This is a genomic window from Dyella japonica DSM 16301, assembly GCF_001010355.1.
In the GTDB taxonomy this organism is placed as follows: Bacteria; Pseudomonadota; Gammaproteobacteria; order Xanthomonadales; family Rhodanobacteraceae; genus Dyella; species Dyella japonica.
In genome coordinates, this window is record NZ_JPLA01000006.1 from 1 (window position 1) to 26,267 (window position 26,267).

The 26,267-nt window shown below is 64.0% G+C and carries 33 protein-coding genes; 2 read left to right on the forward strand and 31 right to left on the reverse strand.

From position 1 onward, the window contains the following. Positions 1-156: 156 nt before the first annotated feature. The 30 genes from Y882_RS02495 to Y882_RS18720 all read right to left on the reverse strand — a co-directional run bounded on the left by Y882_RS02495 (position 157) and on the right by Y882_RS18720 (position 22,965). Positions 157-3,180, reverse strand: a complete 3,024-nt coding sequence (locus Y882_RS02495; RefSeq protein ID WP_046970304.1) for a hypothetical protein — start codon at positions 3,178-3,180, stop codon at positions 157-159. Between the two features lie 8 nt (positions 3,181-3,188). Next, the gene (locus tag Y882_RS02500) at positions 3,189-4,502 is read right to left on the reverse strand and encodes a LamG domain-containing protein (protein ID WP_046970305.1); all 1,314 of its coding nucleotides are present in this window, start codon (positions 4,500-4,502) and stop codon (positions 3,189-3,191) included. Positions 4,503-4,505: 3 nt separating this feature from the next. Next, positions 4,506-5,396: a hypothetical protein gene (locus Y882_RS02505; RefSeq protein WP_046970306.1), complete on the reverse strand. Its 891-nt coding sequence runs from the start codon at positions 5,394-5,396 to the stop codon at positions 4,506-4,508. Then, on the reverse strand, positions 5,393-5,698 hold the full coding sequence (locus Y882_RS02510) for a hypothetical protein (RefSeq protein WP_046970307.1): 306 nt from the start codon (positions 5,696-5,698) through the stop codon (positions 5,393-5,395). The genes Y882_RS02505 and Y882_RS02510 overlap by 4 nt, the downstream gene beginning before the upstream one ends. Positions 5,699-5,707: 9 nt before the next feature. Then, positions 5,708-6,121: a hypothetical protein gene (locus Y882_RS02515; RefSeq protein ID WP_046970308.1), complete on the reverse strand. Its 414-nt coding sequence runs from the start codon at positions 6,119-6,121 to the stop codon at positions 5,708-5,710. 69 nt (positions 6,122-6,190) lie between these two features. Continuing rightward, complete coding sequence (locus Y882_RS02520) at positions 6,191-6,880, reverse strand: phage adaptor protein (protein ID WP_046970309.1); 690 nt, start codon at positions 6,878-6,880, stop codon at positions 6,191-6,193. A 3-nt stretch (positions 6,881-6,883) separates the two neighbouring features. Beyond that, entirely contained in the window at positions 6,884-7,435 is a 552-nt protein-coding gene (locus tag Y882_RS02525) for a hypothetical protein (RefSeq protein WP_046970310.1), read from the reverse strand. 57 nt (positions 7,436-7,492) lie between these two features. Next, on the reverse strand, positions 7,493-7,972 hold the full coding sequence (locus tag Y882_RS02530) for a hypothetical protein (protein WP_046970311.1): 480 nt from the start codon (positions 7,970-7,972) through the stop codon (positions 7,493-7,495). Positions 7,973-8,055: 83 nt separating this feature from the next. Further along, positions 8,056-9,165: a N4-gp56 family major capsid protein gene (locus Y882_RS02535; protein WP_046970312.1), complete on the reverse strand. Its 1,110-nt coding sequence runs from the start codon at positions 9,163-9,165 to the stop codon at positions 8,056-8,058. 123 nt (positions 9,166-9,288) lie between these two features. Next, on the reverse strand, positions 9,289-9,486 hold the full coding sequence (locus tag Y882_RS19905) for a hypothetical protein (protein ID WP_046970313.1): 198 nt from the start codon (positions 9,484-9,486) through the stop codon (positions 9,289-9,291). A gap of 5 nt (positions 9,487-9,491) precedes the next feature. Next, positions 9,492-10,460 carry a hypothetical protein gene (locus Y882_RS02545; protein ID WP_046970314.1) on the reverse strand — a complete coding sequence of 323 codons (969 nt, stop codon included), beginning with the start codon at positions 10,458-10,460 and terminating at the stop codon, positions 9,492-9,494. A gap of 15 nt (positions 10,461-10,475) precedes the next feature. Next, positions 10,476-12,710, reverse strand: a complete 2,235-nt coding sequence (locus tag Y882_RS02550) for a portal protein (RefSeq protein ID WP_046970315.1) — start codon at positions 12,708-12,710, stop codon at positions 10,476-10,478. Between the two features lies 1 nt (position 12,711). Then, the gene (locus Y882_RS02555) at positions 12,712-13,203 is read right to left on the reverse strand and encodes a hypothetical protein (RefSeq protein WP_046970316.1); all 492 of its coding nucleotides are present in this window, start codon (positions 13,201-13,203) and stop codon (positions 12,712-12,714) included. After that, positions 13,200-13,478: a hypothetical protein gene (locus Y882_RS02560; protein WP_156171306.1), complete on the reverse strand. Its 279-nt coding sequence runs from the start codon at positions 13,476-13,478 to the stop codon at positions 13,200-13,202. Before Y882_RS02560 ends, Y882_RS02555 begins: the two co-directional genes overlap by 4 nt. An 8-nt stretch (positions 13,479-13,486) precedes the next feature. Further along, positions 13,487-15,052 (reverse strand): terminase large subunit, encoded by a 1,566-nt coding sequence (locus Y882_RS02565; protein ID WP_046970318.1) that lies wholly within the window; start codon positions 15,050-15,052, stop codon positions 13,487-13,489. Further along, on the reverse strand, positions 15,036-15,866 hold the full coding sequence (locus tag Y882_RS02570) for a terminase small subunit (protein WP_046970319.1): 831 nt from the start codon (positions 15,864-15,866) through the stop codon (positions 15,036-15,038). Before Y882_RS02570 ends, Y882_RS02565 begins: the two co-directional genes overlap by 17 nt. Positions 15,867-15,877: 11 nt before the next feature. Next, positions 15,878-16,087, reverse strand: a complete 210-nt coding sequence (locus Y882_RS02575; protein WP_046970320.1) for a hypothetical protein — start codon at positions 16,085-16,087, stop codon at positions 15,878-15,880. A gap of 130 nt (positions 16,088-16,217) precedes the next feature. After that, entirely contained in the window at positions 16,218-16,412 is a 195-nt protein-coding gene (locus Y882_RS02580; RefSeq protein WP_046970321.1) for a hypothetical protein, read from the reverse strand. After that, on the reverse strand, positions 16,387-16,788 hold the full coding sequence (locus Y882_RS02585; protein ID WP_046970322.1) for a hypothetical protein: 402 nt from the start codon (positions 16,786-16,788) through the stop codon (positions 16,387-16,389). The genes Y882_RS02580 and Y882_RS02585 overlap by 26 nt, the downstream gene beginning before the upstream one ends. After that, complete coding sequence (locus tag Y882_RS02590; RefSeq protein ID WP_046970323.1) at positions 16,785-16,991, reverse strand: hypothetical protein; 207 nt, start codon at positions 16,989-16,991, stop codon at positions 16,785-16,787. The genes Y882_RS02585 and Y882_RS02590 overlap by 4 nt, the downstream gene beginning before the upstream one ends. Further along, positions 16,988-17,485, reverse strand: coding sequence for a glycoside hydrolase family 24 protein (locus Y882_RS02595; RefSeq protein WP_046970324.1), 498 nt, complete (start codon positions 17,483-17,485; stop codon positions 16,988-16,990). Before Y882_RS02595 ends, Y882_RS02590 begins: the two co-directional genes overlap by 4 nt. Further along, entirely contained in the window at positions 17,482-17,802 is a 321-nt protein-coding gene (locus Y882_RS02600; protein WP_244466176.1) for a phage holin family protein, read from the reverse strand. Before Y882_RS02600 ends, Y882_RS02595 begins: the two co-directional genes overlap by 4 nt. A gap of 292 nt (positions 17,803-18,094) precedes the next feature. After that, the gene (locus Y882_RS02605) at positions 18,095-18,742 is read right to left on the reverse strand and encodes a hypothetical protein (protein ID WP_046970326.1); all 648 of its coding nucleotides are present in this window, start codon (positions 18,740-18,742) and stop codon (positions 18,095-18,097) included. Continuing rightward, positions 18,739-19,209, reverse strand: coding sequence for a Ref family recombination enhancement nuclease (locus Y882_RS19130; RefSeq protein ID WP_046970327.1), 471 nt, complete (start codon positions 19,207-19,209; stop codon positions 18,739-18,741). The genes Y882_RS02605 and Y882_RS19130 overlap by 4 nt, the downstream gene beginning before the upstream one ends. Then, the gene (locus tag Y882_RS02615) at positions 19,206-19,925 is read right to left on the reverse strand and encodes a hypothetical protein (RefSeq protein ID WP_046970328.1); all 720 of its coding nucleotides are present in this window, start codon (positions 19,923-19,925) and stop codon (positions 19,206-19,208) included. The genes Y882_RS19130 and Y882_RS02615 overlap by 4 nt, the downstream gene beginning before the upstream one ends. Further along, positions 19,922-20,347, reverse strand: a complete 426-nt coding sequence (locus Y882_RS02620; RefSeq protein WP_082120903.1) for a DUF1064 domain-containing protein — start codon at positions 20,345-20,347, stop codon at positions 19,922-19,924. Before Y882_RS02620 ends, Y882_RS02615 begins: the two co-directional genes overlap by 4 nt. Then, positions 20,340-20,663 carry a hypothetical protein gene (locus tag Y882_RS02625; RefSeq protein ID WP_046970329.1) on the reverse strand — a complete coding sequence of 108 codons (324 nt, stop codon included), beginning with the start codon at positions 20,661-20,663 and terminating at the stop codon, positions 20,340-20,342. The genes Y882_RS02620 and Y882_RS02625 overlap by 8 nt, the downstream gene beginning before the upstream one ends. Next, positions 20,663-21,214: a hypothetical protein gene (locus Y882_RS02630; protein WP_156171307.1), complete on the reverse strand. Its 552-nt coding sequence runs from the start codon at positions 21,212-21,214 to the stop codon at positions 20,663-20,665. Before Y882_RS02630 ends, Y882_RS02625 begins: the two co-directional genes overlap by 1 nt. 46 nt (positions 21,215-21,260) lie before the next feature. Further along, positions 21,261-22,220 (reverse strand): hypothetical protein, encoded by a 960-nt coding sequence (locus tag Y882_RS02635; protein WP_046970331.1) that lies wholly within the window; start codon positions 22,218-22,220, stop codon positions 21,261-21,263. Between the two features lies 1 nt (position 22,221). Continuing rightward, a complete protein-coding gene (locus Y882_RS18720) occupies positions 22,222-22,965 on the reverse strand; it encodes a BRO-N domain-containing protein (RefSeq protein ID WP_052949623.1) in 744 nt (247 codons plus the stop codon). A gap of 422 nt (positions 22,966-23,387) precedes the next feature. Between Y882_RS18720 and Y882_RS02645 the strand changes: the two genes are divergently transcribed. Together Y882_RS02645 and Y882_RS02650 are read left to right on the forward strand one after the other, a co-directional pair. Continuing rightward, positions 23,388-24,113: a S24 family peptidase gene (locus Y882_RS02645; RefSeq protein ID WP_046970332.1), complete on the forward strand. Its 726-nt coding sequence runs from the start codon at positions 23,388-23,390 to the stop codon at positions 24,111-24,113. A 38-nt stretch (positions 24,114-24,151) separates the two neighbouring features. After that, a complete protein-coding gene (locus tag Y882_RS02650; RefSeq protein ID WP_046970333.1) occupies positions 24,152-25,696 on the forward strand; it encodes an MASE1 domain-containing protein in 1,545 nt (514 codons plus the stop codon). Here Y882_RS02650 and Y882_RS18725 read toward each other — a convergent pair. Continuing rightward, complete coding sequence (locus Y882_RS18725) at positions 25,693-26,244, reverse strand: hypothetical protein (protein WP_052949625.1); 552 nt, start codon at positions 26,242-26,244, stop codon at positions 25,693-25,695. The two genes, Y882_RS02650 and Y882_RS18725, sit on opposite strands and share 4 nt — an antisense overlap. Positions 26,245-26,267 lie beyond the last annotated feature (23 nt).

The following is a 26,267-nucleotide window of genomic DNA, read 5'->3' on the forward strand; positions in this document are numbered from 1 at the left end:
AGAGTGGCGCCCTGCCGGCGATCGACGGAGCCCGTGCGATCAATATCCACGTTCACCGCGTCGCACAACGCGATGAAGCGACCGCGATCGTCAGCCTTCAACGACGTCGGATCCGAGATGTTGTCCACGCCGAGTGGCCAGGGTCCGAGGTTGAGATCAGGTTTCATGTACGACTACCTCTCTGCCGATTGTTCCTGCGTCAAAGCCTTGAACGGCCATTGCCTTATTGCCGCACCAGCGCGCCACCGCGACCGGATCGGCGATCACCGCAGCGCCAATGCCAGTAGGCCCAACGGCCTGGGCGACCCGCGGTGAGCCAACGGCGCCGACGACGGGATCCGGGCGAAGAGAGCGATGAATCACGGCGCGACCAAGCGCGGCGACATCATCACCGTATGCCTTGACCACACCTGCCTCCCATCGCTGCACGTCGCCCAGCGTGAGCGCATCGAAGCCAATGGCGTTGATGCGGTTCTGCCTGCGCACATTCACCAGACCGAACACACGCAACCAGAAGCCGGCCGGCGCGACCCGCTGTGCGAAGTTCGAGATCCACGCACCGCCAATCCCTCCCGGGCCGATGCCCACCGCAGCGACCGCGCGCCGCTTTGTCACGCGCATGCGATCTTTGAAATAGCCGGGGGCCGCGTCCAACACCATGGAGTCCCAGCCGCTCGGGAACAGCGTGCGCCGATACAGGCTGACCCACGGCGTGCCATAGCTTGCGTGGTCCGAGCCTTGCGCCGGGAACGGGGCGTAGGCGTTGCTGATCCAATGCGATGTGCGCGGCCAACTCGGTGCAGCGGGAGGACTGATGGTGAAGCTGTCCCAGCCCCTTGCCAGCAGTGTGCGGTTGAAGTTTTCGACATCCACCAAACCGAAGGCGCCGGCGCCGATGCCCGGCGGTTTGACGGTCTTGGGGCCGTAGTCAGGAATGATAAGGATGGCGTTACCGAAGCTCGACATGTCGAAGCCGTACCCGCCCAGCCCACCGCCGCCGTTGAGCACCGGAAAACCGAAGCGCTGCAGCGATGTGCCCTGCATCCGGATGAACTGGGGATTGAGGCCGATGCTGGGTTGGCCCACACCAGTGAAGCCCGCACCAGAGATCGCGATCGTGCGATTGCGAAAGTCAATCGTGGCCACGCCGAACACCGGCCGCTCGGGGTGCGAATCGCCGTAAATGCGGCGGTCCATCTGCTCACCCTGCTCTCCCCAAAACCCGCTCGAGTATGGATAGCCACGCGGCGCCCACACATAACGCGGTCCCACGTCTGGAAGGGTCGGCGCACCGTCGCCGGCGACGATGCCAGCGGGGATGATGACGGGCGTCCCATTGAAGCCAGGCACGCCGAACTGCGTGCCATTGTCGGTGTAGGGCGGCGTGATGCCTCGAGGCACGATCCCGTTGGACACCAGCTGCGCCGTGCCATACGAGGCGGTGTCAGGGCCACTGGGCTGCAGCACATTGGTGTATACCAACGGCTTGCCTTCGAAGTCGCTGAGCCATCCGCCGGGAGACACGTTCTGTGGTGCTGGCGGATCCGGGAGAACGTTTCGCACCTGGTGCTTATTCAGCAGCACGAACGCCAGGATCCCACCAGGAATGATCCCCTGCCGGCGATCCTTCACCACCTGCTGACCGAACACCGACGAGTCCCAGCCCTCAACCGCGTAGCGCTCGAACTGGTTGTGGGCTGCCGCGCTGCCCCATTGGGTCGCAGTCCACCCGAAGGCGTAGAGCTGCGGCGTCTTGTTCGACACTCTGCCGACGCCGAAGGCATTACTGGGCGGGAGCGCCGACGACGGCATAACGATCGTGTGGTGAATCTCAAGCGTGGCGTTGCCCAGGCCGGCGGTCGCGATCGCTGGCGGCAAAAGGTAGCGCTGCCAAAGCTGCGGCCGCGCATCGCCAAAGGGCGGCGGATCCGGGAGGCTGTATGGCCCCACCGTGCGAATGGCAAACGAAACCATTCCGCGCCCGGACAACGACATGTCGAAGCCCTGAAGCTTTAGCGTCTGCTGATTGCTCCACACTCGCGCTGGCGTACCAGCGCTACCTGCGCCAATGCCGTTCGGCGCGAGCACGCGCGCGCCGTTGTACACGATCAGCCCCAGCGGGCTGCCCCACGCGACCATGTCGGATCCAGCCGGCCGCACCTCGCGGATGGCGTAGGCCACCAGCGTGTCGCCCCACAGGCTGAAATCGATGTATGCCGGCGTCGAAACAATGCGCGCGTTGTTGTAGATCGTGAGCGTGCCGACCTTACCGGGCTGGATCGGATCCGGGCGAGTGGTCTTGTTGCGGTTGTCGACGTAGTTGAAATCCCCGAACACGCCGCCGTCGCTTGGCGTTACCTCGAACTGCTGTTGGACGATCTGCAGCAGGTTGTAGGTCGTGGTGCTGCCGAACTGCTCGGGCCCCGTTGCACCGCCGCCGAGCCAGCCGGAGGGTGCTGCGTACTGCGTGTGCAGATCCACACGACTGGCACCCCATCCCGTACCGGCAATGCCAAGCCCGGCTAGATCAGCGATGAACCGCGGGCGATAGAGCTCGGCCTGGCCAACCTGCTCACCGCCGAAACCAGGTGGAAGCACGCTGTGATTGAAATCAACCTGCGGCTTGCCGTATAGCGTGGCGATGAACCAGCTGGGGAACAGCTCGCGCACCGTGAACCAAACCGTTGCCGAACCATACCCCGTGGCAGCAATCCCGCGGCCCGCCACATCGAGCCAGCGCACGCCGCCGGCGAGCGTCGCCGTGCCAAACTTCGATTGATCACCCAGCCCCACCGTACCAAGACGGCGCGTGCCCCAGCTCACCCAGGCCGTACCGAAGCCAACCAGCGTGTCACGCCCAATGCCGGTAATAACCTGCGTCAGGTTGTAGAGCCTGGTGGTGCCGAACGCGCCAGCGGCAATGCCGCTCGGCATCACCGACTTGGTCACCAGCAGGTTGCCGTTTACGACACCGCTGTCGAAACCGACCGGAAAGAGCTGCGCGGTGCTGTTCTGTAGCCTCGCAGTGCCGAAAACGCTGGTGTCAGCACCCACCGCAAACAACGTGCCGGGCAGCCCGCCGAAGCGCAGCGCGACTTTGTTGCCTGCAGGCGCAACGTAGCTGCCCGTGCTAAACGAGAAGCCGACCTTGTTGCCTGGCGGGAGGGTGTAGTTCGCCATGGTCAGCGTTAGTAGGCGATAGTGGGCGGAATGAACGACGACGTGTAACGTGCGGCGCCCTTCGTCACCCGCAATTCGTCCATGTAGCCGTTGAAGTACGACGCGGCGGGCTGGCCGGTCTCGTAGCCGATCAGCACCGGCTTGCCGCCGTCGATCATGTTTGCCGTGATCGTCGTGGCGCTATCCAGCGCGCCGTTTACAAACAGCCTGAGCGCATTCCCTTCACGACTGACCGCCACGTGGTACCAGCCCCCAAGGGCCACCGCCAAGGTGGAATTGAACGCCTGGAAGCCGGCGGTACTGTTGCCCGAGCCGATGATGAAGCGCAGCGTGCCGTTGGGGTTGATACCCAGTGCGTACGACGGATAGGTGGCACCACTGACACCATCTTTGTCGATGATCGTGTTGGTAGTGCTGCTGAACGCCGTAGGGTAGATCCTGCACTCAATGGCGAAATCGACCCCGACCAGGTTGAGCGCTGCGACCGACGGTGTGCTGATGTACGAGGCGCCATCGAAAAATCCGCTGGCGCCGCCGAAAACGCTCTTTGCCGTCGAGATCTTGGCTGCGCCCGACGACGCCCAAACCCGGCCCACCTGGTCGGTGAACACCGTGCTGGCGTCGGCGCCATCGAAGTGCAGCAAGCTGGTTACGTTGGCGGCAAAGGTGTCAGCGCCAACCACAATGGTCTGAGTCGTGAAGACCGTCTGGCCGTCGGAGGAATCAACAGCAACGGTGAGTGTGCTGCTGCCCTGCTCCGTCGGGCTGCCGCTCGCGGACAAGAACGGCCCTGCCACACTGAGGCTGATCCCAGGAGGAAGGCTTCCCGCCGTTACCCTTGGATTGGTATAGACACCGCTTCCGCCATTGATTGTGACCGCTGACAGATAGGTAGTGGCGAATGCCGCCGGCCCAAATGTGCCAGAGATGCGCATTGCAGTTACGACGGGCCGTATCTGCGAGGCAATGACGTCGTTTTCGTGCGTATCAAGGCCACGAGCGCGGACGTCGTAGACCCTGTCCATCGCGAGGCCTGTGAACAGGTACGAACCGTCGACACCTGACACGGTGCTGGCCACCAGTGCGTTCGAGGCGCGATCAAACAGATCGAGCACACGGACCGCAGGGGCGCCGTTGAATGTCACAAGTCCATCGGGCGCGTCGCCAGCGATGTATCCGATCCCGCCAGGCGGCAATGCGCGGGCACTCGGCGCTACGAGCAGGCTGGTTTTGAACGCCGACATGAACCCGAAATTGGACGGCGGCAGCGGCGCGCCACCACCATCGGTCTGCGCGACCACTCGATAGACCGGCACCGCCATACGTCACTCCCAGATGAAGCTTGGACGGTCATAGCCACTGAAGAATTGGCCAATGCAAAGGTACGTGCGTGGAGTAACTCCCGAGGGAGTCGCCTGGAAGGACACGCCGGCAGCGGTCGCATCGCCGTTGCACAACACCATGCAGTACGGAATTACCCGCACCATCGGAAATGGCGCGTTAAACCTAAAGGCCTGGTACTGCGCAGGCGATCCCGCCAGCGTGCTCGTCATGTTGAACGGAATGCACGTGTAGTAGCCGCCTGGAATCTGGATTTGGCCATTGCCCTGCACATAAGACGTCGCATAGCCATAAGACGCAACGAACATGGCGTAGCTGGCCGTCGCGCTGTAGGCGACGACAACACCCTCTGCTGTCGGCGCACCGCTGTCGTCGGCCGATCGCATGATCGACACACCGAAGAACCCCTTCGAGGGCCCCATGTTGACGCCGCCGCCTTTCAACAACCACCAAACGCAGCCTTCCACCGCACAGCCATAGGTCGGGTAGGCGGTTGTCGTGCTCAGAATGGTTGTGCCCGCCGCGACCATTTGCGTGCGACCAAACATCACGCCAGTGATGTTTCCGGCGCCATCACTCCCTCTACCGATCGTCATCCAGACGCCTGGGTTGTTTGCGACGGCACCTGAGGATCCGAACTCGATCTTCACGACGATCGGCGCCGTCGCCGCGAGCGAGTCGTTGAAGTGACGAACTTCGTATCCCGCCGCGGCGGCTATCGTCGGTCGCGACACGGTCGCCCAGTTGATCTGGCCCGAATCAGCCGTCTTCGGAAACCCGATCTGATCCAGCATCGCGGAGAAGTCGCTACCCCACTGCCTGAAATCAGCGTCGGCCGCGTGCGCAAACGTCGACGTATAGCTGGCAGTCGTCACGACGCACGCCCGCCCATCGGATCCTCGCCACGCCAGTACCCCTTGGATGTCCACCACACCAGGTAGCCCTCAATGAAGGCCTCGCCGGCGAGGTTGTGCGCGGCGCGGGCTCGCTCCATGGCGTACTTCACACCGTCGATGCCCTGCTCGTTCGGCTCGATCGATTCGATGTACATCTGAAACGGCGGATACTTGGCCAGCAACTCAAGGTTGAGCCCCAGCGGCTCCCCGCCCATCGCGCCGTGTGCATCGAGGCCGCTTGCCGCCACCGTCTGCGTGGCGGGCTTCTCCGTCTCGGACATGGTCGCTCCTCAGAGCTTGAAGATCTTGTTGGGACCGTTGTCCCACGTGACGATGATGTCGCCGCCGTTCGGCGTGATCGGCAGGCCGGTCGCCGTGTCGATGTAGGCGACTAAGGGGCTGGTGCCTTCGGTACCGGTGTCCTTGAAAATCACCAGCGCCTCGATGCTGGCGCCAGACACCGCGCTGAAGGTGATGTCTGCAGCGTCCGCGGCGCCGCCCGTCGATGTCTTGCTGGTCAGGGCCACACCGCTCGACGTGCCGATGCGCGCGCTGGTCGGGATGTCCGAGAGAAACTCGTGGGTGGTGAAGTTGGCGGTGTAAGCACCGGTGTCCACCAGCAGCACCTTGTAGGTGTCCGTGAGCCAGTTGAGTTGGCCTTCGAGGAATCGCTGGCGGCCCTTGTCGTACAGGGTATTTGCCATGGTGTCGCTCCGGATTGGGCGGCACTCTTGCGCCGATTAAACGAGGGTCACGCCAACGCTGACGTGGTGTTAGAACATGGTGGTACGGCGCACGCGTGGCGGACTGTCCGCCCAGCGAGCCATCTCGTGAAAGCTCGGCCGTGAGCCGAAGCGCTGTTCAAAGAGCGCCAGGTGCTTGCTGGACGCGTCTTCGTTGATCGTGTCCTCGTCGCGCTTGAGAAACGCCTCGTGTGCCGCCCAGTGGCGAAGCTCTTCCGCATCGGGCAGGTGCACCACGGGCTCGTCGTCGTCTTCGACCATAAGTTCCGTAGCGAGCGGCATGCGCCAAACGCGAAGCTGCAGGGTGAGCGCTGCCGAAGGCCGCGGCCAAAGCTGCACAACCTTCTGAGCCAGATCCATAACGATGTAGCGCGGCGTGCCCTGCTCCATGCGCCCTGCGTCCCAGCCCGGCTCAAGGCGGTCCATGTCATTGCTGGACACCGCCCATAGCGGGTGCAGGCCATCGGACAGACTGCCGGACCGTATAGCGATGATGGACGGGTCAATGGCCACCCGCCCGCTGGTCGCCGGATCCACGGCAACGCGACAAACGCTTGTCGCGCTCGAGGCATCGTCGCGGAGCATGCGGGCGCGGATACAAGCCTCGCGCACCGCATTGTTCAGGTAGCGATTGAGCGTGTCGTCGCTCCAAAGGAACGGCTCGACAGCATCGTCGAGGATCTCTTCGCGAAGCGACTGGCGCAGCAAGCCCAGGTTCACGGCTTAACCCTTGGCCTGCGCGGCGAGCTCGAGGGTCTGCGTCAGGATTGCGATCGCGGACTTGCGAGCCTGGCCGGCGTTCTCGAGAGCGAGCGCGCAGCGCACCACGTCGAGGTCGGTGATGCGGCCCAGAGCTGCGGCAATCATGCTGACGTTCCCGCCAAGCAGTTCCTGCGCGGCCGCAGTGACTTCGCCGGCGAACGTCACCGTCGGCGCGATCGGCGTCGCGGTTACGGTGGCCGAACCATGGGCCCCGCTGCCGGCCTCGGTAGCCTGGGTGCCGGTGCTCGTGGTCTGCAGGTCTGTGCTTCCGTCGCGCGACGTCGAGCCGAGACTGGCGCGCAGCAGGGTCGATTGCGGCTCGAGCTCGTCACCGAACTCGTAGAAGTGCGGCTTCTGCAACAGCACCTTCGCATGCTGCTCGTTCCGCACGTCGGCGACAAAGTGCAGGTTGCCGTGGAGATCTTCGGTCTTGGCAAAGATGTAGGGACGGCCATGGATCGTCACGGTCCGAGCCGAGCCGTCACGGTTGTGGATGCGCGATGCAATTTTCATCGTGGTGTCCGGTAGCTATGGGAGTGTGCCGGGGCGTTGCCGCCCCGGCGAAGGTGCTTAGGCGGCGCCGACAACGGTGTCCACTTCCGACTGCCAGGCGCGGATGACCAGGTCGGCGATGATCTTGCCCGTCTGGGCCTGAGTCGCCAGGGGCCCCGTCACGCCCAGGTAGATCGGCGTGTCCTCGGACGGATCACCAATGGTTGCAGTGACATCGCAGTCCGAACCGCGAAGCACAATGGCGGCGCCGGCGGTCTTTTCGGCCACGAGGGCATCGGCCTTGGCGTCAGTGCCGATCTTGAACTTGCCGGTGGCCACGGCGTTGGTATCGAGCTTCGGGATCTGGATGGTGCAGTGCTGCGGCACGAGCACATGGCCCGCCGGCACCACGCCGATCTGGATCTTGTCGCCGTTGAGCACACCCGCAGGGATGACGCCGCGGTCGGCAAGGTCGGTCACCTGGCGATCGACATAGAGCGCACCGACAGCGAACGCGGTGATGGACGCCACGAGCTTGGCGTTGATGTACGTGGTCATGGATATGTCCTCTTCAGACCTAAGGGGATCGAATCTGCCGGGCGCCCGAAGGCGCCCGGCCTCTCACTACCGCGAACGTGGCGTCAGTTCGGGTCTTTCGCGTACGTGTCGAGCGCCAGGCTCGAGAACTGCTTTTGCTTGTACTGGGTCTTCTTCATACCCAGGATCGTGCTCGAGGTGATCACCACCTGGTTGCCGCGGTCCTCGGTCTCTTCGTGCCAGTCGTAACGCAGACCCGAACCCGGCGAACCGAAGGCCATCACGGCGCTCTGCGCACCCAGGAACAGCGCGCGTGCGGCGGGCTGCTGGCCATCGGCACCGGCATTGCCGAAGCGAATAGCGGACTGGTGGCTGTGCAGCACAGCGCCGCGGTACATGCCCATCGAACCGGTAAAGATCGGGTTGCCCTGGCCCTGCGCAGCCGCGGCCGCCTTCTGGATGTCCATCCAGGTGACGGTGCCCTGGTTCTTCGTGCGCAGGTCATGCTCCTGGAAGCTGTGCATGGTGAGCACGAAACGGTTTTCACCGTTGATGCGGATCGGGCGGATCTTGATCTTGCCGTCGGAACCACCGCCCATGGTCTGCGAGCGCGTCACAGCGCGATCGATCAGATCCAGCGACATGATGTCGCTATTGCTGATCGAATCGAAGCTGTCGGCCGAGCCGCCGAAGAGCAAGTGATCGCTATCGGGAGCGGTCAGGCCGTTGCCTGCGAAGCCCTGGTAGTCCAGATCTTCGATGAAGTCCTCGTTGATGCCGCGGGCACCCGAGAGGTACATGAAGGTGACTTCGTCCAGCCAGCGAGCCCACCACTCGGCCATCTTCTGGCGAGCGATCGCGCGCATGTCGTGCAGCGTGCGCTTGCGCGTCATGCGGCCGCCGGCGTTCACGCCGCAGCGGACCTGGTCAATGCTGACCTTGTCGCTGAAGTTCTGAAGCTTCTCTTCCTTGCCGCGCAGCGTGTCGTCGCCGTAGACCGGCTTCTGCTTGAGCTGAGCGAACAGGTCGTAGTTGATGGTGTCGCCGGCGTCGTTCTCGAGCTCGGTGAGCACCTGGATCGGCGTGGGAGCGTCCTGCGCCTTCGACATGAAGCGGGCGCCCCAGTAGGACTCCTTCGCCATATCGCTGAAGAGCGTGGCCGAATAGCGCTTGACCGCGATCGGGTTGTTCAAGCCAACAATGGTCTGAGACATGGGTGTTTTCCTCTGTCGTGAAGGAAGGCACTCATGCGCCAGAAAATTGATGCCCCGCTCTCATGGGCGGTTGGCTCAGGCCACGGGCGGCCCGGGCCATGTCGAAGGTTGACGGTGCGCAGCTTAGCGCGGTTTTTGGTCAACCGTTTGCATTGCGCGACCCGCACTCTGCGGGACGGGAGCGCCTGCCTTGATGCACTCGATCGGTGACTCACCAACGATCACCAATCGAGCACGCTTGCCGCTCTTGTGCTCGAGCTTGATCCGCGTGCCGCCAACCACCAACGTGTCGCCGGCTGAAAGTTCGAGATGCAATGCCATGGTGTTTAGCTCGCGACGCCGACGGACTTCGCACCCGGCGCGTCGGCTAGGTACGCATTGAGCTGATCGGGCGTCATGCGCGCGATCGCGTCCTCGAGCGAACTGATGTCCTTGGTGTCCAGGGACGCATATGCCGCATTGTGCGAGGCCGCTTCGATCGGTGCAGCCTGTGCGGCGCTGGCCAGCGTCGGCGGCACTCCCGCCGGCGTGCGCTTCGCCGTCGCATCGGCGATCGCAGCCGCGGGATCGACCACGGTGGCCGGGTCCGGCTTGTAGTTGAAGGCGTCGAACACAATCGTCTCGGCCTGCTTGAAGATGGCAGCTGCCGGCGCCGACGGGTTCGCCTTCACCAGCGCGTCGAGCGTCGCCTGCATCTCGCGGGCGCGGATCGGATTGGCCAGGAACGTAGCGTGCGTCTTCTCCCAGGCGACCGCGATGCCGTTCCACTCACGGCCCGCCAATTCATCCGCGGTGCGCACCTTGTCCTTGTAGATCGCCAGCTCGGCCGAAAAGGCGCCCTCTTCGCGCGCGATCGCGCGAATCTCCTTCTGGTATTCGTCGCCATCGATCTCGCCGTCGTCGTAGCGGCGCTGTGCTTCTGTGTGCGCGGCATCGAAGTCGCGAGGGGGCGTCGGCGCCACGAGCGGCGGCGGCGCCGCAGCGGCAGGTGCGGGTGCGGCAGCCGTGGCTGCCGCTGACGCGGATGCAGCGGATGCAGCGGCTGCAGCCGCTGCAGTGTCGTCGCCAGCAGCGGCGGCAGCGGCGTCACCAGCGCCAGCAGCGGGAGCGGCAGCGGCAGCGCCACCGGCAGCAGCCGCATCACCGTCACCACCGGCGGCGGAACCTGCGTCGGCCGGACCGTCGACGCCGGGATCCTCGGTCGGGTTAGTCCCGATGGTATCCACCTGTGCGGCCAGCTTCGCCTCGAGATCCAGCGGATCGTTGCCGTTGTTCAAGCCTTCATTGTTTTCCATGGTTTCCTCGTGCGGTCACATAGCCGCGCTGAATTGATTCGGCTGAGCAGGGAATGCCTCCGCCGGGTTCCAAAGCTTGTCTGCTGCTGGTGCGAGTCCTGGCGCCTGCGCCACCATGCTGGCGGCGTGGAGGGCGTCGGTCTTTCCGCGCACATCCGTGTGCGCCGCGTTTGCGTTGTCGAGGTTCGCCTTGGCCTGCGTGGCCACCGTCTTCGCGTTCGTCAGGCGAATGTTGGCGTCCACCTGCTGCTGGCGTTCCTGCTCCTGCTGGGCTTCCTGCTGCTGCTTGGCCTCCGCCTGGGCCTGCGCCTCCGGACTGTTCTCCTGGCCCGGCGCGGTCTGGCCTGTCACTTGTCGGATGCGCTGAGCGATCGCACGCTTATTGGGCAGGTCTGTCATCTCCACCGCGATGTCCAGCAGCGCCATGGCGACGTCCGGTGGCATACGGCCCACCATCTCGAACAGCATCTCGGACATGGCCATGCGAACGGTTTCGCGATAGTCCGTCTCGTCAACGATGAAGTCGGCTTCGCTCGCGGTGATGTCGTTGTTCCAGAGCACCTGGCCAGTGGCCGGATCAAACTCCGGCTGGTTGATGGCCAGCCAGGCCATCGCGCCGTCGGCGCCGACGATGCGCACCACCTTTGGCAGGGATAGGAACGCCTCGCAGTTGCTGAGCGTCTTCAGGCCACTCTCTTGGATGGCCTGGCGGTAGTTGTCGAACAGCTCGGCCGTCGTGACGCTGCCCTGCTGCTGCTTGGCCAGGATCGCCCGGCCGCTCTGATCACCAGAGCTGGTGCCGGTGTTCTCCCTGGTGACACCGCTCGTCTCGTAGATGTTCTGCTTGGCTTCCGCCAGCATCTGGATCTGGCCATTCACTCGATCGGTACCGCGATCGATCTTGAACTGATCCATCTTGCCGCTGGCCAGGCGGATCTCGCCGTCGGGCCGCTTCGCTTCCTCGAGGTTGTTTTCCTCGTCGGCCTCGTCCATGGCGTCGGACGTGTAGATCACCTGGCTGGTGCTCAGGTCGAACAGGATCTTGCTGCGGCGCTTGTTGTACTCGTCCTGAGCGTCGCGGCTCGGCCGAATCAGGCCATAGGGCATGCCATCGCGGTGACGGCGATAGCCCCAGGCCGGCGTGAACGGGAACCGGTTGTGCTTGTACGGCGACTTGTAGACGCGCAGCAGAGCGCCCGGCGTCCACATGGCGCACCACATCTGCTCGGTGATGCTGTCCACGAGGCTCACCACGCCGTCGGCGAGCGCCTTCTGGTGCGCCTCGTTCTTGGCGTCGAAAGGCTGACGGTGAAGCGATCCGACTTCCACATCGTCCGGACCATCGCCCAGCAGCAGCGGCGAGTTGGCCACGCGGCGGAACCAGGTCTCGATGACCAGCACCCGCCGGCGAGCCTTGCGCGCCACCATGGCCGAGCCGAACATGCCAGGCATGCCGGTCGTGCGCGTCGACAAGAACGGGTTCGGCGTGTTGTAGAACATCTGAGGGAGGCTGGTTTCCAGCACCAGCATCTCCATCGCCGAGTCCATCGTGTCGACGGCTCGCGCTGCGAGCTCGTCGGCGCGATCGGGAAACATCGAGATGCCGTAGTCCAGATCCAGCCACTTCGCGCGCTTGATGTAGCGGCAGTCGCGCATCGTGTTGCTGCGGCTGAAGGGATCCCACCACATGCCCTTCCAATCCTGGTGGCGGACCGTTACGGGCTCTTCCTTGCGATCGTTGTTGTAGCACTCTTCCGTCCAGCCAATGCCGACCTTCACCTGGTCATTGAACTGCTGGCTTCGCTCCCAAGCGGCTCCGTTGATGTCGGAGACCCACTTCATCACTTCCTTCTTGGTCGTGGCCATCTCGACATCGGAGTCCTTCCGCGGAAGGACGTCCCAGTCGATGCGTGTGCGGCGCTCGGTACCAATCACCCAATCGCACATCTGCTTGATGATCGGGAACGTGAGCGGCGCCTGGCCACGGTCCACAAGGATCTGCGCATCGCTGGCCAGCCACTGGATCGAGTCGTAGTAGTCGGCGTCGATCATCTGCTCGCGGCGGTTCTCGGCGTGCGCCTCGCGGCACTCCGTCCACCAGTCCTCGAGGCGGCGCAGCAGGCGTTGATTGTCCGGGCTGTCGAGGTAGCTGGCGGGCTTCTCAGCCTCCACCGGATCGGCCATGGCCAGCAGGCTGTTAAAGCCGTCGCTGGCTGTGGTGCTGCTTACGTTGACGATGCCCGGGTTCATATCAGCCCACCACGCGCTTGTTGTTCACGTCCACGAAGAAGTGCAAACCCTCTTCCTCGCAGCCTTCGAGGAACCGATCGAGGCTCTTGTCCTCGAACAGCTGCGGATCCGGCGGCGATTTGCGCAGGTCCCCCAGGTAATCGAGGATCGCGTCCAGTAGACGGATCTGCTCCTGCTGCGTGACGAAGCCCCACAGCTGCTTGGCCAGGTGCGGCACCATTACGTGCAGCGCGTCGCGCTCGGCGTACATCCACATGGCCGACAGCGGGATAAACACGCCGTCCTTCTCCTTGCGGCCCTGGAAGATGTAGAGCGCTGCCTGGCGGCCATGACCGGTGCCAAAGTCGCCGTAGTGCAGCTCCACCGTCAGGTCGCCCTTGCGGCCGACAAAGCTATGTCGGGTCGTGGTGCGCTCGCTGGCAGCGACGTCGTTGCCGATGCCCGGGCGGAGCAGCTCGGTGAAGTTGACGTACCCGCTGGCGCCGATCGTCATGCCGACACCCGCGACACGTTGCGCTCGTTGACGATGGCCATATTGCGCATGGCCATGTCGATGACGGTGGGGTCGTTCATGCCGCGGATTGCCGCGCGCACGGCGATCGCCATTTGGGTGAAGCGCGGCGCCATCTCGGTGATATGGCGGAGCTTGGCGATCGCACGGACGGCGGGCATGCCCAGGTGCCGGCGAGCGGCCGCGGCAATCTCCATGCGCTCCATCACCGCGGCGTGATCGTCGCCCGCGCTGTCCACCTGCAGGGTGCCAGTCATGGTCTGGTTCAACTCGTTCTCCAATTGCGGTCGCGCTGGCGCCGCTTTGCTCGGGTCGAGGCGTCGTTGACGCCATTCATGGGGAAGCCCTGCGCGAACTGACGGAACGCGTCGGCGCCGTTGCTCGCCCAGTCGTGGAGCGGGTAGTCGTGCCAAACGTCGAGCTTCTCGTTCCACGCCTTGCGATAGCTCTGCAGCGCTGGCAGGCCGCCGCGACCGGATCCAGGCGGGTTCTCACCGCAACGCACGCGATCGAAGCGGCACCGGTGCAGCGCCTGGCGCACCATGTCGATGCCGTCCTGCAGGTTGTTGATGCGCTCAACCAGTTCGACCTTGCCGGGCAGTAGCTCCTGCAGGATCTGCAGACGCGTCTTGTTGCCGGTGTTTGCCCATTCGGTCTGCACGCCGTCGTGCGGCAGGTAGTGCTTGCCATAGACGTAGCCGCGCTCGAGCAGCTTGCGCACGTAGTGCTCGGCCTGCTCGCCGCTGTTTTCGTAGAAGTCGATGAAGTGGTGCCAGGGGCCAAACTGCTGGTGGAACCAAATGGCCGTCGTATCGGACATGCCGATATCCCAGAACGTGTTCACCGGCACGCCCGGGACGATCGGCAGGTCACACACCCTGCCTTCCTTCAGCGCCTTGCCGATCTCCTTGGCGTAGTACGCACCCTCAATCGCCTGTTCGAAGGCTTCCTCCGGCGTTGACGGATGCTCCTGGGTCATCTTGTCGCCCTGCTCTTCCCGCTTCTTGGCGTACCAAGCGCGCTTGCGGGGCGACAGAAACACGCCGTGCTCGTTCTCGAGGCGCTCGAAATACTCGAGCAGCTCCGACGGCATGGGCACGCCGTCGGGGTCGATCTCGTTGATCGGATCCTGCCACCAGCCGAAGAAGTGGAACTTGTAATCGAGCTTCGTCAGCTTGGCCGTGCCGGCCTCGAGCATCTTGTCCAGCTGCATCGAGCGCTGGCACATCTGGTAGTAGTCGCCGATGCGACCGTGTGCCGTGCTCTCGATCGTGGCGATCGCGTCGGGCGCCAACGTGTTCAGTGCGCCGGTCTTCACCTCGCTGGCGCGCAGCGGATAAAAGGCACACATGGGCCCGTACTCGGACACGTGCAGGTATTGCAGCGTCCCCGAGCGATGGCTGAGCGATACGTAGATCTTCGAGCCGTTGGAGAACTCGAGCTCGCCGGACATGTCACGGCGAACCGTCGCCCTCACCGCCTTGAGCCAGTCCGGCAGGCGGTCGTAGGCGAAAAGGATCTTGCCCTTGAACACCTTCTCGGCGTCGGCCTGCTTGTGCATGACCAGGCCGCACGTCGTGTTGCTGCGGAACAGCGCCGTGTCCAGCGCCAGGATCGCCGCCAGGGTGGTGATGCCGTGCTGGCGCGACTTCAACACCATGTTGCGGTTGTGGAAGCCCTCGAGGAACAACCACTGCACCGCATTGGGCTGGAACAGAACGACGTCGCCGTTCTTGTCCACGATGTAATACAGGTGCGTGAGGCGCCAGTCGCGATCGCTCAGCAGCTCTTTGAGCCGGGCCCTACTCGCCTCGTCATTCGGCTCGAGCATGGCGCGGCAGTCCGGTACCGGCGCCGTCGATCTCTGACAGCAGGTCGGTCATGGTGTGCTTCAGCGGTCCGCCATCCTTGCCGGTGAGCTCGACCTTCTCTTTGAACAAGCCCAGGTGTTTGCCCACGTCGCGCAAGGCGGCGACCTGGTCGTGCGTCTTGATCTCAAGCCCGTGTTGCGTGGTCTTGACGCCGGCGTATAGCAGGCGCGCCGCCGGCGAGAGATCCCGCGTGTCCTTTGCCACGACGCGCTCTTCACCCTCGCCGAAGCATTCCGGGCAATCCGGATGCGGATCACGGTACGGGTTAAAGCCAATGCCGCCCTCAGGATCGAACTCACCGATCTTGGCGTCTTTCTCCGCGGCGGCCACGAGCGCCTTGTGCTCGCGCTCGGCCTGATTCATCTCTTTGGGCGTGCGCTGGTAGCGGTGCCCCTTGCCGTAGCAGTACCGGCAGCACACGCGGTGCAGCTCGATCAGGTCGCGCGGATCCGCGGTCGCGATCGCCCAGAAGCGATCCAGCACCATCTGGCCCTCGATGCCGGTCGCCTCCGATCGTGCCGCCATAGCTTCGGCGACCTTCTGCTGGATCTCCGGCGTGGCCAACAAGTCGGACGCCGTCTGCCGTGCAGAGATCGGGCTATATCCCGCGCGAATCGCCGCCTGGCGGCCGTTCATGTCCTTCAGGTACTCGAGCACGAAAAGATCGGCGCGAGGCACGGCGTGCTGTTGCGGGGCCTTCTTCGCTGCCTTCCGAGCAGCCGTCTTCGCCACCGCCTTGTTCTTTGCCGGCGGGGGTGCGTCCTTACGGGCCATGTACGGAAATGTCAGGGTTCGAGGAAGTCGTGCGCGTGGGTATCGCCGGCTGCCTCGAGCAGCTTGATGCGCGCGCTATCGAACGCAGACTGGGCCCTCGACAGGGCGCTGGCGGTCTCGCGTAGCACCTGGTTGGCGTGATCCCAGGCCTCGTTCGCCTTGTTGACGCCTTCCAGAGCGGAGCGCAGCTCTTCGGCTGCCAGCTCTACCTTGCTCGACATCGCGTTAGACCAAACGGCCGACGACGAATCCGACCACCAGCACGGCGCCGAAGACGCGAAGCGGATGGCGCTGGGCCACGTTGATGAACTTCCAGCGGACAGTGTTGAGGCTCATGTGCGACTCCTGGGGTCAGTGCGCGCAGCGGAGTGCTTGCGCGCGAAGAAGTTGGTACTGCTGCGTATCGTCCTGCTTGAGGATCAGCAGCTCGCGCACCTGGCTGTCCGAGTCCATCGCAGCCCAGTCATCGGGAAGCGTGGACAGCTCAGGCGCGAACAGCGTGATGCCGGCGCCAGTGCACTCAGCGGGCGGCGGTGGAGCCGGCAACGGCGGGATTGCCTCGTGCGGCTTGCTTGTAGAGGCGCACGAACTCAGGGCTGCGCAAAGGCTCAGGGCAAGCAGCCGCGGGAGCGCTCGCCGGATGGAAAGTCGCATGTTGGATCTCCTGCTTGGTTGCTTCCGCGGTCGCGCGGATGGCGCCCTGGTCGGCGGCAAGCGTTAGGGTCTGGTGCTGCTGCACCTTCAGGTAGGCAAATTGCTCTGCGCCCTGGTCTTGGAACTGCTGCACAACGTCCTGCACTTCGGCCTTGGCTTCGGTCACCTGTCCGGCTGTCACGCTCACGCCCTTGCAGTGCCAGCCAGCACCAAAGCCCACGGCGATCAGCGCAATGGCGACGACGATGTAGATCGCAATCTGTTTCATGCGCGAGCTCCCGCCGCGAGCACTTGGACGCTCACCGGCACAATGATGTGTGGGCCGCGATGCGGCAGACGAGTGTGCAGTGCCTCGAGCGCCAACTCGGCCGAGCCGCGCTCCGTCCAGATCTCGGATAGCGCGATCTGTTTTGTGGCTACGCTCTGTAGCGCGAAGCCGTTACGCCAGGTGCCGTTGCTGTCCGCGATCATGCGGCCCTCGCGATCGAGCCGCCGGCGTTCTTGTACGCGGCCAGGAGATCCGCGAGGCTGTGCTCGCGCTGCTGGTAGCCCGCACCTGGCAGGCTCGCCCAAATGTTGGACACCAGGGCAATTGCCGCTTGGATGTTGCCAGCAATGATGGGCTGCAGCGCCTTGCGCTCCTGCATCAATTGGATGGCGTAGCGGTCCTGGCTAACGGGGCCAAAGTCAGGAAGGCGCAGCAGGTCGCGGTAGTGCGGCCAATAGCGAGACAGGAACTGATAGCGCCCCGCCGCGGTGCTGTTCGTCTTCGGGTCGTAAGCGTCCGGGTGTGCCCCGTAGCTATCGAAGAGCAGAGGCTTCTGCGGCGTCGACCCCACCAGCACGTTGTACCCGTCGTCTGACTTGCTCAGCAGCTCCGGGCCAATCTCCGACCATGCAAGCATGTCGAGAAAGGCGACGACGTTCTTGCCGCCAGCCACTGCGACCGGAATGCGAGCGGTCATGCCGCACCGCCGGCGCCGCCAAACCACTTCTTGAGAAACAGTTCGACAGCCTGAGCGCCAGCAATGCCGAACGCGGACCCGATGCCGAGCAGCGCCAGCGGCGCGATGTTCGGGATCTGGAGCAAGATGACACCAGCGATGAGCGTGGTGGCAGAGCCCAGGATGGTGCGCCCGATCAACAGGCGCCACGTGAGCTTTTCATCGCTCGCCAGCAGCTTCGCCACGCCAATTAGACCGCCGGTGAGCACCAGCAGCCAAAAGGCCTTCCACTCTTCATTCATTGGTTGGCCCTCACGTTTGCTTCGGTTGTTCGGCATCGGAACTCTCCGCGCCATGGGTTTAGGTGGTTGCGGCGGACGGGGTGACGTGCCCGGAGGTACCGGGACGAGTGCTGAAGGGGCTTCAGCTGTGAACCGTGGATTCTTTGTCCGTCCCAGCGCCGCGACGTCATCCGACGTTGCTTCAGTGGCGCGTACAGCCGGCCGCAAAACTGGTTGGAGAAAACGAAAAAGCCCCGCCGAAATGGCAGGGCTTTGGGTTGGATCGCACGAAGCGGCAGAACCATTGTAAAGACCGAAACGGTAGGCGTGTGCCTACCGATTTCCCTCGCTAGGCGAGTGCGCGCGACATCTCGTCGTAGGCCTCGCGCATCTGCGTCCGGCAATGGCCCAACAACCACTCGTAGGGCGCAACCCAGCGGGCATTGAACGACTGGTGCGTCATATCCATCAGCTCGGCACGCCACACGGGCCCCTGCTTGGTCAGGCCAGCACCGTTACAGCGCTCGCAATCCTTCTCGACCTTCTCCACCACGCGCTTGCCCGAGCCGCTGCAGTCTGGGCAGTTCCGCGGCTTGTACATCTCCATCAGCACGGCCCGCCGCATTAGGCGATATGTGTCATCGATGGCTGGCCACATATGAGCCTGCGCGGCAGCGATCGCGGCGTTGGCCTCGCGCTTTGCGTGAGTCGTGGTGGCGTATTGCTTCTTGATCTGCGCCAGCACCAGCACATCCATGCGTTCGCGCCACTCGCCGAACTGGGCCGCGACCAAGAGCTGATCGAGATCCACGGTGCTCAGCTGGGCACCAGCAGGCCAGAACAGAGCCTGCAGCAACTCGCGACCAAGCCCCGCTTTGGTGAACGCAATAGACGCGGCGACATCCTGCGGCGTGTGGCCACCACTGGCGCCCGAGCCCAAATAGAAGCGGACCGTCTTCTCATTCAAGCGAGCCATAGCGTATGCGGGATTGGTCATCGGGTTGTCTCTCTCAGTAGCTCGTTCTGGAATGTCAGCAAGCGGTCGTTGTTGCCGTACAGCGCATAGAAGGCCCGCGACTCACGCGCCAGACTTGGGCCGTAATACTTGGAAACGTGGGCATAGCCCTGGTCGAGCTCGGGCCACTTGTCGCCCTGGTGATGGAACCTGCAGAGGCAAATCACCGCGTGGTGGCCAATGCGCACGCCGCCGTTCAGCAGGTGGTGCACTTCGAGCCTCGTGCCGACAACTCGGACGTAACCCCGCGTGCCGTTCATGCGGCAAGCCAGGCAGCCCAGTTTGCGCATAGCGGCGAAGCGCTCGAGATCCTCGCGGGAGGGTGGTTCGGTGCTACGGGCGCCACGTACTCCACGCCGCATGACCTTCCCTGGCGCCAGCCGCGTTGTCGATTGCAGGCGTGTATACGCCTTGATTGGCGTGTGACGCTTGAGCGCTGTGCGCTTCACCCGATGCTCCCAGGCGCCAGCTTCTCGCGCTGCTCGGCCAGGATCTGCGCATAGATCTCCGGATGCTGCAGGCCGAAGTCTGGCGCAGACCCCTTGCCCCAGCGGCCATTGCCCAGCTGCGTGAGCCAGCCGTCCGTCGCGCACCAACGTCTCGGGTCGTTCTTGCACTTGCGCACTTCCTCGCGTGTCACGAACCCTTGCAGCTCGAGCAGTGCCTGAACACGTAACGCACCCACCTTCCAAGGGCTCAACGTACGTGGTGCAGGCACGCCGGCCGGGACGTCCGGCACGAAATCCGGGAGCTCGCATCGCTGCACCGGATTCCAGTCGAACATCTCGGTCAGATAGTTGGCACGGCGCTGGAACGCCCATTTGTAGCCTTCTCGGCGCCAGCTCGAGTAAGGCGTGAAGACCTCAATACCCATGGTGGCGAAGACTTCTTCGGTGCCCTCATGCGACGCCGGCACCACTACGCCGCGGAAGTCCGGGCCACGATCGCAGCCGTACAAGCTGATGCCGCGCAGCGACTGCGCCAGCACCTTCAGATTCATCGCAAGCTTGCCTTCCACGCCGAGTTGGAGGCCATCGGGCGTGACCAACAGAAGATCCCAGCCAGCCGTCTCCGGATACACCGTGAAGCCTTCCTCGCGTGCCCAGTCAGCGAATGCGCTGCAGAGATCTGCCTCGGTCGGGAAATCCTTCTCTCGCTTTGTCATACGCACTGGATCCTCACTGGATAAGCCGCTTCCACCTCGCGGCGCTTCACGCGGAACACCTCTGTCTGTTTCCCCTTGACGTCGACGTACTCCGGATCCCGCTCGGGATCCTTGAAGAACACGAGGAAGTCCACGACGTAGCGCGTGCCACCAGGGAGGTGCAGCGGCACCTGGCGTAGCCAGTACCAGACCTCGCCGGCGGCCTTTCGGCGCTTGAGATCCTCGAAGTACCGCGCCTCCTTCTTCGAGTCGAAGCGAACGCCGTCGACCACCGTCGGCTTGTTGCCGTACTTGCTGCGCTTCTCCTGGCCAGGCTGCAACGCGGTCTCATCGAGCCGCCCTTGGGCCGCCAGCAGGTTGCGCATGCGCTCTGGCATCGCCGCGTGGCTGGTGAAGCGAAGACCGCCGCCAGCCTTACCCATGTGCGCGAAACTTCAGCAGTTGCTTGCCGGCACGCTGCTCCGCCAGCTCGAGGATCGCCTGGTGCGTGATCGTGCGGCGGTCGCGCCCCTCCCGTGCAGCCAGGTCGGACAGATCGCGCACGGCTTGCTGATACAGCGCCTGGTCTTCCACGCACCGCGGACACGGCGACAAGACCTGGCCGGTGCGGCCGTCGACGGGAGCCTGGTACTCCTGCTTGTGCGTGTGGCAGAACTGATAGCGCTCGCGCACCACGTTGAGGTTGCGCGAAACGGTCGCGCCCAGCGGCTTACTGTATTGACGACGGTGGAACCGCATTAGGCGTCTCCCCTTCCATTGATCATCTGCCGGCATTGCTCGAGGAACGGCGCGGCGAAATCGGCCGCGGCCCTCACGGGCTTAGCGGGCTTCACTGATTCGAGCAATGCCACCGGCGCCGGCGGCAGTTCGCCAAGCGCCAGCCGATGGCGCACGGCAAGCTTGTAGGCCGCAGCGATCGCCTTCTCGCGCGCCAGCTCGGGGAGCCGATCGAGGCCCCAGCGGTTGCGGATGAACTGCCACACCAGGCGGCAGAACGCGGACACGTCGGCGCCGTACTCGTCCCCCTTATCCAGCGCCAGCATCACCATCGAGAGCGGCGGCACGTTGAGGCACAGCAGGCGGAACTCGGGCGCGGTCGGAGCGAAGTCGATGTGCACCTGGCTCATGCGATCGAGCGCAGCGCGCATCTCCGCGCCAGTGATGCCGCGCAGCTCATGGGCCCACACCTTGCCCGCATCGGTGAGCTGGCCAGCGAGCGGACCAGGCGTCGGGTGCTCCGGTGAGTCGCCGCACACACTGGCCCAGCGGTGTCCGTACGTGGACGCCATGCGCGACCAGATGGCCCGAAGGGTGCGCGCGTGCGGTACCGGCGCGTCAGACGGGATCTGCGAACGGATCCCCGTCGTCTCGTGCGTCGCCTTCGCGGCGAGCACGTTCCGAGCGTGCGGCAAGTGATTCGCGTCCGCCTTGGCTGCCTTGGCGAGAGTGGCCACGGCCGGAATTGTGGACAGTTGCATGCGTGTCTCCTTGGCGCGCAGCGTCGCGAGCGCGGCCGATCAAGGTTTGGGATAGGTAGCCGACCTTGGGCACGCTGTTTTTCAGGTGCGTGTGTTGGTCGGGCGTGAGCAGCATTTGCGCGGCAGTGGCGCCGCTCGCGAGCAGGTACAGCAGCTCCGGGTGGAGCTCGGTGTTGTCGTTCATGCCCGCCTTCTTGAGCGCCAGCTCGGCCGCGGTTAGGCAGGCCTGCTCTACGGTGATGTTCAACGCCACCAGCTGCAGAACTTCCGGACGCGCCGGGTGGACGTCCATCAGGCCGACCCTGCGCAGCGCCTTGGTGATATCGACCGCACCGCGCGCCTGGGCGTCGCGCTCTTCCTCAGTCATGGCGCTTGCAGAAGAGCTGCCTACGGAGCTCTGTTCTTCTCTACTCTTCTCTTCTCTGGTCACGCCGGTGTCACGCTCCGAACGTGACTCCGACGCGACAGGTGTCGCGGCACGTTCGTTACGTTTGCGCTTCGTGGCCTGGGCGCGGGACTTGCCGGTCGTGCCGTTATGCTCTTGATAGTCGGGGAGTTTCACCCACTCACCCGACACGTCGACCCACTCCGACGGCAGTGCTTCGCAAAAGCCGGGCACGCCCACCTCTGCGTCGACGTCATCGGTTGTGTAGCCATAGAGCTCGCCGAATTCGTCGGCATGCTGATCGGCGAGACACCACAGCGTGACAAGGGCACCGACAACGGTCACGGTGCTGACGTGACATTTGCGCGACACGATCTTCAGGCGGCCGTCTTTGGGCAGCTTGGTGCGCAACTTGATCCACGGATCGACCATGTCAGTGGTTACCCGGTGCCGTGTCGCGATAGATCTGGTCTGCCATCGCTCGGGCTTCTTGGTACGACATCACTGGCTTGAGCTCACCGCGGATCTCTAACGGCATCGACATCCCGCCCCTTTGGACGTCATCGCGCTGCGTGCGGACGGGTGTCGGCTTGGCAAGCGCCAGCGGCTGCTCGAGCTCCTTGGCCAGGCGCTCGGCGTGCGTGAGCGCCAGGCGGGCCGTACGCAGCTCTTCGGCCATGTTGCTGGCCAGCTGCCGATAGCGAACGAGCTGCTGACGCTCAGGTGTGCGGCCGCAAATGCGCTCGAGCACCGCTTCCAGCTCGGCGCGGATCTGCTCACGCATGGAGTCCGTCATGGTGGCCACGTCCGGCGCCGGCGTGCCACGGAGTGACTCGAGCACGTTGAGCACCCAATGGCGGAACTCGGCGGCCCGTGGTGTGCGCGCAAACATGGCAATGAGCCAGCAGCCACGGGGAGAAAAGATGCGCACCTCTTGTTCGCCGCCAGCCGTTGGCAGACGCACCAGCTGCGTCATGTCGTCAGAGAACTCGGACGCGCGACGGCGGTGAATGTCAGCGATGCGGTTGGAGGCTGTCGCGGAATGCGACGCCCTGCCCTTGTAGCCCAGCGCTCGGGCGAGATCGGCGGCAGTAAGCCAGGGCGTGCCTGCGCGATCGATCACAGGCAGGGAAACGGAACCGAACTGCACGGTATCGGGGAGGCGAATAGCGCTCATGCGCAAACCTCAGGTGGCTGACGAGTGAGAGATAGGCGGCGCCGGCGGCCGTGGTCGGCGCTTTGGCGTTGCCATTGGTGGGAAGACGTCGGGCCGGAGGTCGTAACAGGTGACCGGCTCAGTGTTGAGCTGAAGGCGCTGGGCTTCGGGATCCACGAGGTTTACCGGGATCTGCGCGGCGACCGCACGTTCGATGGCCCTACAACGATTGGGGGGTACGTCCCGCTTGTGCGGTCCGGTGGCCAGCCAATGGGTCACATCCTGCGGAAAGCACTCAACGGCCCGAGCAAAAGCAGCTTTGGTGCGGAAGGTGGCGACTGCGCGATGGATTGGGGTCATGCCCCTAGAGTAAGAAGGTTGCTTACTTCAAGTCAACACATTGCCTATTGCGTGTATAGTTCGCCCTGCATGAGACTAAGCAAATGGTTTATCCCCAGCGCCAGCACGATCATCCCGTGGCAGTCCGCTTTGAGCGGATGCTCGAGCTGCTGCGCATGCGACGCGCCGAATTCGCCTCGCCGCCCCACGTCTCGCAGCAGAACATCAACACCTGGCTGCGCCGCGGCAAGATTGGCGCGGCGGGTATTGCTCGCCTGCGTGAATTGGCCGAACAACGCGGCGTGGCGGAATTCTCCGAGGACTGGATTAATCACGGTCTCGGGCCCGAACCTACACTTTCGCCGTTTGCGGCCGATGTCATCTCCGCGCAAGGTTCGAGCGAGGGCGCCACCCAGAACGGCCCTCGCGTCAGCCGGGGATATCTGCGTTTCGAGTATCTGGAGGGGTACTCAAAGGAACTTGCGAGATTCGTTGATATCCCGCAAATTCTGACAGTTTCTATCAGTGGTGCCTTACAGGCGTCGGTGCGGGTCTTAGTGAACCCGAGCGATGCGCTGACAGGTGTCATTGAGCGGGGGGAGCTGCTCTTTGTGGACACGTCGGTCCGATCTGTGGAATCCGACGGCATCTACGCCTACAAGCTGGCGGAGATAGCCCAAGTGCGCCGCTTCCTCATTCGTGGAAAGGGAATGCTCCGACTCGTTGGCACCCATGCCTACGAGGATTCGCTCGAGTTAGCCGGGTCGGAGCTGGACGATTTGGAAATTGGCGGGCGTGTCGTTGGAAGGGTTGGCGGCTCGAGTATCTAGCGCTACCCAACGACCAGCTGCGCACCAGGGGATTGGTAATGCGCGATGTCTGGATCAAAAGCGTGCTGCTTGGATGCGGGTACGCCCTTCTCTATGCAGGTGCACGAGAGGTTTCGGTAAGCCACTGGCTTCTCCCCGCAGGCCTTCGGTTCGTTGCTCTCCTGTGGCTCCCGCTTCGCTTTTGGCCTTTCGTCCTGCTTGGTGAGGCATCCGCCTCCTTCTACTACCGTGCGGATCGACTCGACACCTTTGGCTGGCCGTGGATGCTCATCACGGTGCTGGGGCCCCTCGCTGCCACGTCTCTCCCCGTCTGGATCCTCCGTCGGACCCGGTGGGGCCGAGATCCCCACGACCTGGCCACACCCGTCACCCGCATGTTGTTCGCCGGCATCATTGCCTCGGGCCTTGGCGCATTGGCTGGCGTGCTCGCGGTTGAAGCCGTGCACTACGGGCCCACTGTGGCCCGCGTACCGAACACGGCGGGCCACAACTTCGCGATGTTCGTCGTCGGCGACTATTTGGGCATCCTCGCCATGGTGCCGCTCGGCATGACGATCCTCATGGGTCGCCGGCGCCTGCGCGCCATCCTGCGTTGCGATCTGGCCGGGCAGCCGGTTAGCGCCTACCTGTGGAACTTGTGCCTGTGCGCGCTGGCGTTGACTGCCCTGCAGCTGATGTCGCGCAACACGATGTTCACTGAGGTGCGCGACGTCGCCCGGCTGGCCATGCTGATTCCCGCCGTCTTTATGACTTATCGCTACGGCTGGATGGGCGCCCTTCCCGCCGTGCTCATGGGCAACGTAGGCATTGAGGCGACGATCCTGCAGGCTCGGGAGACCGGCTTGGTGCAGGCCCAATTCTTGATGGCGATCGTGGGTAGTGGCCTGCTGCTGTTCGGCTCCATAAAGACCGATCGAGATCTCGGCCTTGCGCGTGGCCACAAGGAGAACCAGCGCATCCGCAGGGCTGCCCGCGGAAACCTTTCGTGGAGTCAGCAGTGGGCCTACCACGGCGCATCCATTCTTGAGAGTGCGAACGCGACGATGGGTGGCCCGCGCGCTGACCTGCTCGTCGCGGCCGACGCGGAGTCGCTTGCCAATCACCGATGGTCCGGCAGCGTCGCGACTCAACGGCGCGGCCTGTCCACACACATCGATTCGCTACGCATGTCGGACGTGCGAGCGCACGGCCTCAAACTGGCGCTATGCCATGGCCAGCTCCGGACCGAGATCGAGGAACAAGGGATCCGGTACCGGGCCAAGGTGTCGGGTGCATTCCTTGAACTCCCCACGGACATGCTCGAGACAACGTATCGCCTCGTAGAGGGCTTCACCCTGCGCCTGGCCAATGACTACGTACCCAGCAAGATTCGGGTCCGCGTGATCGTTTCGCGATCGGGGCCGCGCGCCTTGGCGATCGTGGTCAAGGCCTGGCCCGGGCCCGCCAACAAAAAGGCGCCCGACATGCGGGCGCCCTACTTCACCAAGCACGAAGTGAACAACATCGCGGTGACCTACCAAGGTAAGCACCGCGATCACACCGACAGACGCGTCCCCGCGCTGGCGGTGCTGCTCCGCGACTAGTTCACGTTGATTCGGCTGCACTCAACAGGATCGCCGCAATTTGCGGCGCGACTGGTGGCACCTGCAGCATCAAGCGTCTGGATGGCATCCGTAGAGCTTGCGGCCCGGACCGGCGGGCGAGAGCACTCGATCGGATCATTGCAGCCCAGCGTGACGACATAACCGGCCGGCGCCGCCTGCACCGTCACGGTGCCGTCCTGATAGATGACCGGTGACCCATCCACCAGGGTGTTGGCCGGATTCACCACCACCGCAGAGGGGTTGCCGATCGGCAACACAACCGCAGTGCCCGGAGCGGTCGCCAGCGCCAGCTGCGGCTCGCCGTTGCCAGCGTTGACCTGCACAAATGACACGCCGTTCAAAGCGAAACGGTAGGCGTGGAAGCTGGGGTGATGGCTCACATCTGTCGCATTCGGCCACCGGCTACCCAGGCCATGCGACGGAGCCGTGACTTGGGGAGCTGCCGTGTCCGCCACGGCCACGGATCCCATCAGCATGAGCCCAGCTACCAGCGCCAGGCTGAGTAGCGAGCGAAATCGGTACGTCATTGCATTCTCCTTCGATTTTGACT

Excerpts from the sequence above, each read along its gene's own strand:
- Y882_RS02495 (WP_046970304.1), bottom strand. The coding sequence starts at position 3,180 with ATGGCGAACTACACCCTCCCGCCAGGCAACAAGGTCGGCTTCTCGTTT.
- Y882_RS02500 (WP_046970305.1), bottom strand. The coding sequence starts at position 4,502 with ATGGCGGTGCCGGTCTATCGAGTGGTCGCGCAGACCGATGGTGGTGGC.
- Y882_RS02510 (WP_046970307.1), bottom strand. The coding sequence starts at position 5,698 with ATGTCCGAGACGGAGAAGCCCGCCACGCAGACGGTGGCGGCAAGCGGC.
- Y882_RS02515 (WP_046970308.1), bottom strand. The coding sequence starts at position 6,121 with ATGGCAAATACCCTGTACGACAAGGGCCGCCAGCGATTCCTCGAAGGC.
- Y882_RS02525 (WP_046970310.1), bottom strand. The coding sequence starts at position 7,435 with ATGAAAATTGCATCGCGCATCCACAACCGTGACGGCTCGGCTCGGACC.
- Y882_RS02530 (WP_046970311.1), bottom strand. The coding sequence starts at position 7,972 with ATGACCACGTACATCAACGCCAAGCTCGTGGCGTCCATCACCGCGTTC.
- Y882_RS02535 (WP_046970312.1), bottom strand. The coding sequence starts at position 9,165 with ATGTCTCAGACCATTGTTGGCTTGAACAACCCGATCGCGGTCAAGCGC.
- Y882_RS19905 (WP_046970313.1), bottom strand. The coding sequence starts at position 9,486 with ATGGCATTGCATCTCGAACTTTCAGCCGGCGACACGTTGGTGGTTGGC.
- Y882_RS02545 (WP_046970314.1), bottom strand. The coding sequence starts at position 10,460 with ATGGAAAACAATGAAGGCTTGAACAACGGCAACGATCCGCTGGATCTC.
- Y882_RS02550 (WP_046970315.1), bottom strand. The coding sequence starts at position 12,710 with ATGAACCCGGGCATCGTCAACGTAAGCAGCACCACAGCCAGCGACGGC.
- Y882_RS02555 (WP_046970316.1), bottom strand. The coding sequence starts at position 13,203 with ATGACGATCGGCGCCAGCGGGTACGTCAACTTCACCGAGCTGCTCCGC.
- Y882_RS02560 (WP_156171306.1), bottom strand. The coding sequence starts at position 13,478 with ATGACTGGCACCCTGCAGGTGGACAGCGCGGGCGACGATCACGCCGCG.
- Y882_RS02565 (WP_046970318.1), bottom strand. The coding sequence starts at position 15,052 with ATGCTCGAGCCGAATGACGAGGCGAGTAGGGCCCGGCTCAAAGAGCTG.
- Y882_RS02570 (WP_046970319.1), bottom strand. The coding sequence starts at position 15,866 with ATGGCCCGTAAGGACGCACCCCCGCCGGCAAAGAACAAGGCGGTGGCG.
- Y882_RS02575 (WP_046970320.1), bottom strand. The coding sequence starts at position 16,087 with ATGTCGAGCAAGGTAGAGCTGGCAGCCGAAGAGCTGCGCTCCGCTCTG.
- Y882_RS02585 (WP_046970322.1), bottom strand. The coding sequence starts at position 16,788 with ATGAAACAGATTGCGATCTACATCGTCGTCGCCATTGCGCTGATCGCC.
- Y882_RS02590 (WP_046970323.1), bottom strand. The coding sequence starts at position 16,991 with ATGATCGCGGACAGCAACGGCACCTGGCGTAACGGCTTCGCGCTACAG.
- Y882_RS02595 (WP_046970324.1), bottom strand. The coding sequence starts at position 17,485 with ATGACCGCTCGCATTCCGGTCGCAGTGGCTGGCGGCAAGAACGTCGTC.
- Y882_RS02600 (WP_244466176.1), bottom strand. The coding sequence starts at position 17,802 with ATGCCGAACAACCGAAGCAAACGTGAGGGCCAACCAATGAATGAAGAG.
- Y882_RS02605 (WP_046970326.1), bottom strand. The coding sequence starts at position 18,742 with ATGACCAATCCCGCATACGCTATGGCTCGCTTGAATGAGAAGACGGTC.
- Y882_RS02615 (WP_046970328.1), bottom strand. The coding sequence starts at position 19,925 with ATGACAAAGCGAGAGAAGGATTTCCCGACCGAGGCAGATCTCTGCAGC.
- Y882_RS02620 (WP_082120903.1), bottom strand. The coding sequence starts at position 20,347 with ATGGGTAAGGCTGGCGGCGGTCTTCGCTTCACCAGCCACGCGGCGATG.
- Y882_RS02625 (WP_046970329.1), bottom strand. The coding sequence starts at position 20,663 with ATGCGGTTCCACCGTCGTCAATACAGTAAGCCGCTGGGCGCGACCGTT.
- Y882_RS02630 (WP_156171307.1), bottom strand. The coding sequence starts at position 21,214 with ATGGCGTCCACGTACGGACACCGCTGGGCCAGTGTGTGCGGCGACTCA.
- Y882_RS02635 (WP_046970331.1), bottom strand. The coding sequence starts at position 22,220 with ATGGTCGATCCGTGGATCAAGTTGCGCACCAAGCTGCCCAAAGACGGC.
- Y882_RS18720 (WP_052949623.1), bottom strand. The coding sequence starts at position 22,965 with ATGAGCGCTATTCGCCTCCCCGATACCGTGCAGTTCGGTTCCGTTTCC.
- Y882_RS02645 (WP_046970332.1), top strand. The coding sequence starts at position 23,388 with ATGGTTTATCCCCAGCGCCAGCACGATCATCCCGTGGCAGTCCGCTTT.
- Y882_RS02650 (WP_046970333.1), top strand. The coding sequence starts at position 24,152 with ATGCGCGATGTCTGGATCAAAAGCGTGCTGCTTGGATGCGGGTACGCC.
- Y882_RS18725 (WP_052949625.1), bottom strand. The coding sequence starts at position 26,244 with ATGACGTACCGATTTCGCTCGCTACTCAGCCTGGCGCTGGTAGCTGGG.